A 10,021-nucleotide genomic window follows, 5' to 3' on the forward strand; every position below is an offset into this window, starting at 1 on the left:
CCGCGTCCAGGCTGCTGCCCATAGGCCATGCGCTGCTGGAAAAGCTGGTGCAGCCGCGCAAGCCCATCACGGCCCATGTGCTGTGCGTGCACACGGATGGTGCAGGCGCCACGCCGGCTTCTGGCGCAGCGGATATCGACGCCTGGCTGGCCGCCAGCGCCTGGCTGGAGCCGGACACGCTGGCGGCCAAGCCTTTTGCGCCCTTGCCGGTGCTGGGCGTGCCCGGCTGGTGGCGCGAAAACGAGAACTTTTCCTTCTATGATGACTCTCTCGTGTTCCGGGCGCCCCGTTCCGTACAAGCATCACAACAAGGAATGACAACGGCGCAGGACCCGGCTTGAAAACAGCCGGTGCGGCCCTCACTTTTCAACGCTGCAGGGCCCAGATCCTTCCTCCTTTCCCCACTTTGTGGAGAACCCACTGATGAAACGCATCGCACTTTTTCTATTGACCAACGTCGCCGTCGTGGTGGTGCTGGGCATCGTCGCCAGCCTGCTGGGCGTCAACCGCTTCCTGACCTCCAATGGCCTGAACCTCGGGGCCCTGCTGGGCTTCGCCTTCATCATGGGCTTTGGCGGCGCCATCATCTCGCTGCTGATCTCCAAGCCGCTGGCCAAGTGGAGCTCGGGCGTGCACGTGATCAACGAGCCGCGCAACGCCGATGAGGCCTGGATCGTCAACACCGTGCGCGGCTTCGCCGACCGTGCCGGCATCGGCATGCCCGAAGTCGGCATCTACGAGGGCGAGCCCAATGCCTTCGCCACCGGCGCCTTCAAGAACTCGGCCCTGGTGGCCGTGTCCACGGGCCTGCTGGAAGGCATGACGCGCGAAGAGGTGGAGGCCGTGATCGGCCACGAGGTCGCCCACATCGCCAATGGCGACATGGTGACCATGACCCTGATCCAGGGCGTGATGAACACCTTCGTGGTCTTCCTGTCGCGCGTCATCGGCTATGCCGTGGACAGCTTCCTGCGCAAGAACGACGAAAGCAGCTCGGGCCCCGGCATCGGCTACTACGTGACCACCATCGTGCTGGACATCGTGCTGGGCTTCCTGGCCGCCATCATCGTGGCCTGGTTCTCGCGCCAGCGCGAATTCCGCGCCGACGCGGGCGCCGCCCAGCTCATGGGCCGCAAGCAGCCCATGATGAACGCCCTGGCCCGCCTGGGCGGCATGCACCCCGGCGAGCTGCCCAAGAGCGTGGCCGCCATGGGCATTGCCGGTGGCATCGGCAAGCTGTTCTCGACCCACCCGCCGATCGAAGAGCGCATTGCCGCGCTGCAAAACGCGCAGAACCTCTGATTCAGGATCAGGTTCGACACGCTGGAGCCTGTCCAGTGGGGCCCGGTCATTGACTGGGCTCCGCTTCCCGAAGCCCCATCAGAAATGCTTGTCCGGTACTCCATTTTTGCGAATGTAGTAACGTACAAGCATTTTCTTTGACGGAGGTGCGTCATGCAGATTTCGACCTTCAGCAGCCGTGAATTCAACCAGCATGTTTCCGCTGCCAAGAAAGCGGCCAGTGGTGATGACGTGGTCTACATCCTGGACCGGGGGCAACCTGCCCACGTGCTGATGAGCATTGAGAAATTCCGTGAACTGTCGGGGCAGACCCGGAACATTCTTCAATTGCTGGCCATGCCCGAGGCCGCCGATATCGATTTCGACATTGAGCGCGCGAAGGATTTGCCGCGCGCCGTGGACCTGTCCTGATGTATCTGGTGGACTCCAACGTCGTTTCCGAACTGCGCAAGGCATCGTCGGGCCGCGCGAACGATGGCGTTGTGGCCTGGGCGCAATCGGTCGCGGCCGAGTCCCTTTTCATCAGCGCGATCACGCTGATGGAGCTGGAGAAAGGCGTGCAGTTGAAAGCCCGGCAAGACCCGATTGCCGGGCAGGTGCTGCGCCGCTGGCTGGTGGAGCGCGTGTTCACGGCCTTTCAGGGGCGTGTACTGCCAGTGGATGCGATGGTGGCCATGGAAAACGCGGCCTACCACGTGCCTGCGCCGCGGCCGCTGGCCGACAGCCTGATCGCGGCCACGGCGAAGGTGCATGGCTTGTGCGTGGTCACCCGCAACATCAAGGATTTCGAGCCCTTCCATGTTCATGGAGTGCGCGTCTTGAACCCTTGGATGTAGGGCCCGTCTCAACCCCACGTACAGCCAGACTTGATCTTTACCCAGGCTTCACAAGCCCCTGTCAACAACCGGCAGGGGCTTTTTCGTTGTATCTGCATGGCCGTACTAAGCGCGGCCAGGAGTGCATCGTGAAGCCTGTATTCATTCAAACGCCGGGCCGTCGCCTGGTTCCGGCCCTGGTCCTGGCTGCCGCCGCGGTGGCATTGACCGGCTGCGTGGTGGCGCCTGCCTATCCCGTAGGTCCTTCGGGCGAGGTGGTCTATGCGCCCATGGCGCCGCCGCCGGTGCAGACCGAGGTCATTCCGGTCGCTCCCTCGCCGGTCCATGTCTGGATCGGCGGCTCCTGGGGCTGGGGTGGCGGCCGTTATGCCTGGCGTCCTGGTTATTGGGCGGCGCCGCCGCATCCCGGCTATGCCTGGCGCCCGCACCGCTGGGACCATGGGCCGCGCGGCTGGTACCAGCGTCCCGGCGGCTGGTATCGCCGCTGAGTCAGGTGGCGGCGGCATCGGCGCTGCCGCTGCCACCCTGGCCGGCCTTGGCCAGCAGGAAGTCGATGCAGGTGCGCACGGCCCGCGTCTGGTGGCGGTCGGGCAGGTACAGCAGGTACATGTGGGTGCCGAAGATGCTCAGGCGGTACTCCTGCAGGGTCAGCACCACCTCGCCGCTGGCCACCTTGTCCTGCACCACGTAGTCGGGCACCAGGCCCACGCCCAGGCCCGCCAGAATGCCCTGACGCAGGAAGGGGAAGTGCTCGGAGATCATGGTCGGCGCCAGCAGCACCTCCTGGCGGTCCGTTCCCTGGTAGGCCGACAGGCGCAGCTGGCGGCCCATCACGCCGGCCGTGATCAGCGGGCTGTTGCGCAGCTCGTAGAGCGTGGCGGGCAGGCCGTGCTGCTGCGCATACTCGCGTGAGGCGCAGGCCACGTAGTGCACATTGCCCAGGCTGCGCGCAATCACCGACAGCGGCGGCTCCTGGATCACGCGGATGGCGATGTCCACCTCGTCGCGCAAATGGTCGGCCCGGTTCTCGAACAGCACATCCAGCACGATGGCCGGATACAGCCGCTTGAACTCGATCAGCCAGTCGCTCATCACGATCTGTCCATAGCCGCTGGGCACGCTCAGCCCCACGCGCCCTGCCATCCCCTGGCCCAGCGACGTGATCGTCTCGCGCGCCGACATCATCTCGTTCTGGATTGCGCGGCCATGCTCGTACATCCGCATCCCCACCTCGGTCGGCTCCACGCGCCGCGTGGTGCGCCGCACCAGCTGCACCCCCACCGATTTTTCGAGCTGCGTCAGGTGATAGCTCACATTGGCCCGCGTCATCTTCAGCTTGCGCGCCGCCTGGCTCAGATTGCCGCTATCGATGATTTCCACCAGCAGGGTCAGCGAGTTCAGATCCATAGGTATGTCCAGATACTTTGCTTCGCCCACAGCCTATGAAACTGGCGCGCTCCAAAGCCAGGGGCAGCGAGGAAGGGCCTACGCCGGCCGCGCCGCCCCGCACCGAGGCTGTCGTCCCCCTCCCTTGCGAAGCAAGCAGAGAGGGGGAAGGCGCGCAAGCGCCTCAGGGGGTGTTCAACACTGTCAAATACGTTTTTACAGTCTGTCAATCATTCATGGGATTGTAAAGAACCATTGTCGTGGCAAGAATGGATGTTTTGAGTGGAAAACCCAAGTTCGGAGACATGCAGATGAGCGAACAAGCCCAGGCTTCCGTGGTCCAGACCCGCCTTGACGGCGCCGTGCTGGTGGTCAGCATCAACAACCCCCCCGTGAATGCCCTGGGCCAGGCCGTGCGCGCCGGCCTGCTGGCCGCCGTGGAGCAGGCCGAATCGGATGCCGCCGTCAAGGCCGTGCTCATCGTGGGTGAGGGCAAGGCCTTCATCGCCGGAGCAGACATCCGCGAATTCGGCAAGCCCGCCATGCCGCCCTCGCTGCCCGAGGTGCTCAATCGTCTCGAAGCCTCCGACAAGATCGTGGTCGCCGCCATCCATGGCCCGGCCCTGGGCGGCGGCCTGGAAGTGGCCATGTCGGCCCACTACCGCCTGGCTTTGCCGGCTGCCAAGCTCGGCCTGCCCGAAGTCAACCTGGGCCTGCTGCCCGGCGCTGGCGGCACGCAGCGCGCACCGCGCCTGATGGGCGTGAAGGCGGCCGCCGACCTCATGCTCAGCGGCAAGCACCTGTCGGCCAAGGCCGCGCTCGCTGCCGGCCTGGTGGACAAGCTGGTGGACGGCACCGACGCCACGGCCGCAGGCCTGGCCTACGCCAACGAGCTGCTGGCAACCAATACCGCGCCGCGCCGCACGCGTGACATCGAGATTGCCGACAAGGCCGCCGCGCTGGCCGAACTCGACGCGCTGGCCGCCGACACCGCCAAGAAGAGCCGCGGCCTGTTCTCGCCGCTGAAGATCGTGGAATGCGTGCGCGCCGCCGTGGAGCTGCCCTTCGACGAAGGCATCGCCAAGGAGCGCGCCCTGTTCGTGGAGTGCCTGAACAGCCCGCAGCGCGCCGGCCTGATCCACGCCTTCTTCGCCGAGCGCGAAACCGCCAAGATTCCCGAAGCCAAGGCCGCTGCGCCGCGCCACTTTGCCAAGATCGCCGTCATCGGCGGCGGCACCATGGGCGCCGGCATCACGGTGTCCGCGCTGGACGCGGGCCTCACCGTGACCATGATCGAGCGCGACGCCGAGTCCATCGCGCGCGGCCAGGCCAATGTGGAGAAGGTCTACAACGGCCTGATCGCCAAGGGCCGCATGACCGAGGAGGCCAAGGCCGCCGTCATGGCGCGCTACACGCCCAGCACCTCCTATGACGCAATCCGCGATGTGGACCTGGTGATCGAGGCCGTGTTCGAGGACCTCGAAGTCAAGAAGGCCGTGTTCAAGGAACTGGACCGCGTCTGCAAGCCCGGCGCCGTGCTGGCTACCAACACCTCCTACCTGGACATCGACGCCATTGCCGCCGCCACCTCGCGCCCGCAGGACGTGATCGGCCTGCACTTCTTCAGCCCCGCCAACATCATGAAGCTGCTGGAGATCGTGGTGCCCGCCAAGGTGGCGCCCGACGTGGTGACCACGGCCTTCGAGCTGGCCAAGCGCATGAAGAAGGTGCCCGTGCGCGCCGGCGTCTGCGACGGCTTCATCGGCAACCGCATCCTGGCCGTCTACAAGCAGGCGGCCGACTACATCATGGAAGACGGCGCCAGCCCCTACGAGATCGACGAGGCCGTGCGCGGCTTCGGCTACCCGATGGGCCCGTTCCAGGTCACCGACCTGGCCGGCGGCGACATCGGCTGGGCCACGCGCAAGCGGCGCGCTGCCACGCGCGATCCCAAGGCCCGCTACGTCGAAGTGGCCGACCGCGTCTGCGAGCGCGGCTGGTTCGGCCAGAAGACGGGCCGTGGCTTCTACCTCTACCCGCAGGGCGCGCGCGTCGGCCAGCCCGACCCCGAAGTGCTGGCCATCGTCGATGCCGAGCGCGCCAAGAAGGGCGTGACGCCGCGCCAATTCACCCCTGAGGAAATCATGCGCCGCTACATGGCCGCCATGGTCAACGAAGGCGCCAAGGTGGTGGAAGAGGGCATTGCCCTGCGCCCGCTGGACGTGGACGTGACCTTCCTGTCCGGCTACGGCTTCCCGCGCTTTCGTGGCGGCCCCATGAAGTGGGCCGACATGCAAGGTCTGGACAAGGTGCTGGCCGACATCCGCGAATTCGCCAAGGAAGACGCGCTGTTCTGGAAGCCCGCTCCCCTGCTCGAAAAGCTGGTCGCCGAAGGCCGCGATTTCGAAAGCCTGAACAAGGCGGCGTAACTGATCACCCCCTGAGCCGCTGCGCGGCTTCCCCCGTGTGCACGACGCCCTCTCTCGCTACGCGGGAGGGGGACGACACCCTCGGTGCGGGGCGGCGCGGCCGGCGTAGGCCCTTCCTCGGTGTCCCCGACTGGGCCGCGCCGACAACAAGCAATAGAAATTCCCAAGAGACAAGCAAGGACCGACCATGCGCGAAGCCGTCATCGTTTCCACTGCCCGCACGCCCCTGACCAAGTCGCACCGCGGCGAGTTCAACCTCACGCCCGCCGCCCAGCTGGCGGCCTTCTCGGTCAAGGCCGCGGTCGAGCGCTCGGGCATCGACCCGGCCATGATCGAGGACCTGATCCTGGGCTGCGGCAACCCCGACGGCTTCCAGGGCCGCAACCTGGGCCGCCAGACCGTGCTGCGCGCCGAGCTGCCCCTGTCCATCGCGGGCACGACCATCACGCGCTTTTGCGCCTCGGGCCTGCAGTCCATCGCCATCGCGGCGGGCCGCATCGTGGCCGAGGGCGTGGACGCCATGCTGGCCGGCGGCATCGAGACCATCTCGGGCATCCGTCCCGGCAACAACCTGCCCACCGACATGGACCCCTGGCTGGTCGAGCACAAGCCCGCGCTGTACATGGCCATGATCGACACGGCCGACATCGTGGCGCGCCGCTACGGCATCAGCCGCGAGGACCAGGACGCCTTCTCGCTGCAAAGCCAGCAGCGCACGGCCGCCGCCCAGGCCGCCGACCTGTTCAAGGACGAAATCATTGCCTGCGCCACGCGCATGGCCGAGAAGAACAAGGACACGGGCGAGATCACCTACCGCGACGTGGTCGCCACCAAGGACAACTGCAACCGCGCCTCCACCACGTTGGAAGGCCTGGCCAAGCTGGAACCCGTCAAGGGCCCGGACCAGTTCATCACGGCCGGCAATGCCTCGCAGCTGTCCGATGGATCGTCGGCCTGTGTGCTGATGGAAGCCAGGCAGGCCGAGCGCCTGGGCCTGTCCCCGCTGGGCGCCTTCCGCGGCTTTGCCGTGGCCGGCTGCGAGCCTGACGAAATGGGCATCGGCCCCGTCTTCGCGGTCCCCAAGCTGCTGGCACGCCACGGCCTCAAGGTCGAGGACATCGACCTGTGGGAACTCAACGAGGCCTTCGCCTCACAGGCCCTGTACTGCCAGCGCAAGCTGGGCATTCCCAACGAGCGCCTGAACGTCAACGGCGGCGCCATCTCCATCGGCCACCCCTTCGGCATGACGGGTGCGCGCCTGGCCGGCCACATCCTGCTGGAAGGCCGGCGCCGCAAGGCCCGGGACGCGTCAGTCAAGTGGGGCGTGGTCACCATGTGCATCGCTGGTGGCATGGGCGCCGCAGGCCTGTTCGAAATTTATTGAATAAGCACCCCCTGAGCGGCTGGCGCCGCTTCCCCCGTTGCACGGCGCCCTCTCTCGCTTCGCGGGAGGGGAACGACACCTTCGCTGCGGGGCGGCCCTTGCTCGGCGTCCCCCGCGTGGGGCATGCCAATTTCAGGGGCTGCGAACGGCATACGACGCCAAGGATTACTGAGGAATAGCAATGGATTTGCAATTTACGACTGAAGAACTGGCCTTCCGCGACGAGGTTCGCGGCTTCCTCAAGGACAAGCTGCCCGAGGACCTGTCGCACAAGGTCAAGAACGGCCTGCAGCTGACCAAGCAGGACATGGAGCGCTGGCACGCCATCCTCAACGAGCGCGGCTGGCTGGCCAACCACTGGCCCGAGCAGCACGGCGGCCCGGGCTGGAGCGCGGTGCAGAAATTCATCTTCGAGCATGAATGCGCGCTGGCGGGCACGCCGCGCATCGTGCCCTTCGGGCTGAGCATGCTGGGCCCCGTCCTGATCAAGTACGGCAACGAGGCGCAGAAGGCCCACTGGCTGCCGCGCATCCTCAATGGCGCCGACTGGTGGTGCCAGGGCTATTCGGAGCCGGGTTCGGGTTCGGACCTGGCCTCGGTCAAGACGTCGGCCGTGCGCGATGGAGATCACTACATCGTCAACGGCCAGAAGACCTGGACCACGCTGGGCCAGCACGCCAACATGATCTTCTGCCTGGTGCGCACCAACCGCGAGGCCAAGGCGCAGCAGGGCATCAGCTTCCTGCTGGTGGACATGAACTCGCCCGGCGTGGAAGTGCGCCCCATCATCACGCTGGACGGCGAGCACGAGGTCAACGAAGTCTTCTTCACCGACGTCAAGGTGCCCGTGGAGAACCTGGTCGGCGAGGAGAACAAGGGCTGGACCTACGCCAAGTACCTGCTGACCTACGAGCGCACCAACATCGCGGGCGTGGGCTTCTCGGTGGCCGGCCTGGAAAAGCTCAAGGCCGTCGCCGGCCGCATGCTGCGCAACGGCAAGCCGCTGACGCAGGACCCGCTGTTCGCGGCCCGCCTGGCCAAGGTCGAGATCGACCTGGAGAACATGAAGACCACCAACCTGCGCGTGATCGCCGCCGTGGCCGGCGGCGGCGTGCCGGGCGCCGAAAGCTCCATGCTCAAGATCCGCGGCACCGAGATCCGCCAGGAAATCCTGTCCCTGGTGCGCCGCGCCATGGGACCCTACGCCGCGCCCTTCATCGAAGAGGCCCTGCAGGCCGGCTACGACCAGCCCGCCATCGGCGACGCGGCTGCCGCCACGGCCGCCGCCGCGTACTTCAACTACCGCAAGCTGTCGATCTTCGGCGGCTCCAACGAAATCCAGAAGAACATCATCTCCAAGATGATCTTGGGCCTCTGATCCGGCAAGGAAAACGGAACATGAACTTCGAACACACCGAAGACCGCCGCATGCTGGCGGACAGCCTCAACCGCTTCGTCTCCGAGCAGTACGCCATCGAGGCGCGCAACCACGTCGCCTATGGCGAGGAAGGCCACAGCCCGCTGCTGTACGGGCAGTTCGCGGACATCGGCGCCATCGGCGCGCTGTTCCCGGAAGACGCTGGCGGCTTCGGCGGCCAGGGCTTCGACATCAGCGTGGTCTTCGAATGCCTGGGCCGCGGCCTGGTGGCCGAGCCGCTGCTGGGCGCCCTGGTCGTGGGCCAGGCCCTGATCGCGGCCGGCAGCGATGCGCAAAAGGAACAGCTGGCAGCCATCATCGGCGGCACGTCCATTGCGGCCCTGGCCCATGACGAGCCCGGCAGCCACTACGAGCTCAACAACGTCGCCACCACGGCCGTGCGCAGCGGCGACGGCTGGGTGCTGAACGGCGCCAAGGGCGTGGTCGCCTTCGGCGAGAAGGCCGACCTGCTGCTGGTCTCGGCCCGCACCTCGGGCAGCCAGTACGACGAGGCCGGCATCAGCCTGTTCCTGGTCCCCGGCAATGCCGCAGGCATCCAAAAGCGCGGCTACAACCGCATCGAGGGCGGCCGCGCGGCCGAGCTGGTGCTGGACAAGGTGCAGGTCGGCGCAGACGCCCTGCTGGGCGCCGAAGGCCAGGGCCTGTCCCTGCTGGAACGCATCAGCGGCTACGCCGTGCTGGCGCTGACCGCCGAGGCCGTGGGTGCCATGGACGTGGCCAAGGACCAGACGCTGGAGTACCTGCGCACGCGCAAGCAGTTCGGCGTGCCCATCGGCAGCTTCCAGGCCCTGCAGCACCGCATGGCCGACCTGCTGCTGGAAGTGGAGCAGGCGCGCTCGGCCGTGATCAACGCGGCCGCCGCCATTGCGGACGAAGACCGCGTGGCGCGCGAGAAGGCCCTGTCGGCCGCCAAGTACAGCATCGGCCGCATCGGCACCCTGGTGGCCGAGGAAAGCATCCAGATGCATGGCGGCATCGGCATGACCTGGGAGCTGCCCCTGGCCCACTACGCCAAGCGCCTGGTCATGATCGACCACCAGTTCGGCGACGAGGACCACCATCTGTCGCGTTACATCGCACTCGGCTCGCAACACTGAGCCAAGGAAAGCCGCCATGACCGAAGCGAACCAAGTCCTGCTGACCCGCCGCGAAGGCGCCGTGCTGGTGCTGTCCAACAACAACGTGGCCGCGCGCAATGCGCTGTCGCCCGAGTTCTACGCGGCCGTCTCGGCGGCGCTCAACGCGG

10 protein-coding genes and 1 pseudogene are annotated in these 10,021 nt (G+C 66.6%); 10 read left to right on the forward strand and 1 reads right to left on the reverse strand.

Annotation, left to right across the window (positions count from 1 at the left end; all coding sequences use genetic code 11):
• The 5 genes from L995_RS02090 to L995_RS02110 all read left to right on the forward strand — a co-directional run.
• Positions 1 to 341 (forward strand): DUF3025 domain-containing protein (locus L995_RS02090; protein WP_047468642.1); only part of this gene is annotated, 341 nt, incomplete at its 5' end.
• Between the two features lie 82 nt (positions 342 to 423).
• Positions 424 to 1,302 carry a protease HtpX gene (gene htpX, locus L995_RS02095; RefSeq protein ID WP_013804154.1) on the forward strand — a complete coding sequence of 293 codons (879 nt, stop codon included), beginning with the start codon at positions 424 to 426 and terminating at the stop codon, positions 1,300 to 1,302.
• Positions 1,303 to 1,455: 153 nt separating this feature from the next.
• Positions 1,456 to 1,713 carry a type II toxin-antitoxin system Phd/YefM family antitoxin gene (locus L995_RS02100; protein ID WP_016450294.1) on the forward strand — a complete coding sequence of 86 codons (258 nt, stop codon included), beginning with the start codon at positions 1,456 to 1,458 and terminating at the stop codon, positions 1,711 to 1,713.
• Complete coding sequence (locus tag L995_RS02105; RefSeq protein ID WP_047468644.1) at positions 1,713 to 2,138, forward strand: type II toxin-antitoxin system VapC family toxin; 426 nt, start codon at positions 1,713 to 1,715, stop codon at positions 2,136 to 2,138. The genes L995_RS02100 and L995_RS02105 overlap by 1 nt, the downstream gene beginning before the upstream one ends.
• Before the next feature lie 128 nt (positions 2,139 to 2,266).
• The gene (locus tag L995_RS02110) at positions 2,267 to 2,626 is read left to right on the forward strand and encodes a YXWGXW repeat-containing protein (protein ID WP_026062496.1); all 360 of its coding nucleotides are present in this window, start codon (positions 2,267 to 2,269) and stop codon (positions 2,624 to 2,626) included.
• Position 2,627: 1 nt separating this feature from the next.
• On the opposite strand, the gene L995_RS02115 is transcribed toward L995_RS02110, so the two are convergent.
• Positions 2,628 to 3,545, reverse strand: a complete 918-nt coding sequence (locus L995_RS02115) for a LysR family transcriptional regulator (protein WP_047468647.1) — start codon at positions 3,543 to 3,545, stop codon at positions 2,628 to 2,630.
• Positions 3,546 to 3,835: 290 nt separating this feature from the next.
• Here L995_RS02115 and L995_RS02120 point away from each other — a divergent pair, with 290 nt between their 5' ends.
• The 5 genes and pseudogenes from L995_RS02120 to L995_RS32710 form a co-directional block, all read left to right on the forward strand.
• Entirely contained in the window at positions 3,836 to 5,953 is a 2,118-nt protein-coding gene (locus L995_RS02120; RefSeq protein WP_047468656.1) for a 3-hydroxyacyl-CoA dehydrogenase NAD-binding domain-containing protein, read from the forward strand.
• Between the two features lie 187 nt (positions 5,954 to 6,140).
• Positions 6,141 to 7,337: an acetyl-CoA C-acyltransferase gene (locus tag L995_RS02125; RefSeq protein WP_047468650.1), complete on the forward strand. Its 1,197-nt coding sequence runs from the start codon at positions 6,141 to 6,143 to the stop codon at positions 7,335 to 7,337.
• A gap of 181 nt (positions 7,338 to 7,518) precedes the next feature.
• On the forward strand, positions 7,519 to 8,715 hold the full coding sequence (locus tag L995_RS02130) for an acyl-CoA dehydrogenase family protein (protein ID WP_016451776.1): 1,197 nt from the start codon (positions 7,519 to 7,521) through the stop codon (positions 8,713 to 8,715).
• 20 nt (positions 8,716 to 8,735) lie between these two features.
• Entirely contained in the window at positions 8,736 to 9,872 is a 1,137-nt protein-coding gene (locus L995_RS02135; protein WP_047468653.1) for an acyl-CoA dehydrogenase family protein, read from the forward strand.
• Positions 9,873 to 9,888: 16 nt separating this feature from the next.
• Positions 9,889 to 10,021: pseudogene (locus L995_RS32710) on the forward strand (enoyl-CoA hydratase); the annotation flags it as partial.

The organism is Delftia sp. ZNC0008 (assembly GCF_000799035.1).
Classification (GTDB): domain Bacteria; phylum Pseudomonadota; class Gammaproteobacteria; order Burkholderiales; family Burkholderiaceae_C; genus Comamonas; species Comamonas tsuruhatensis.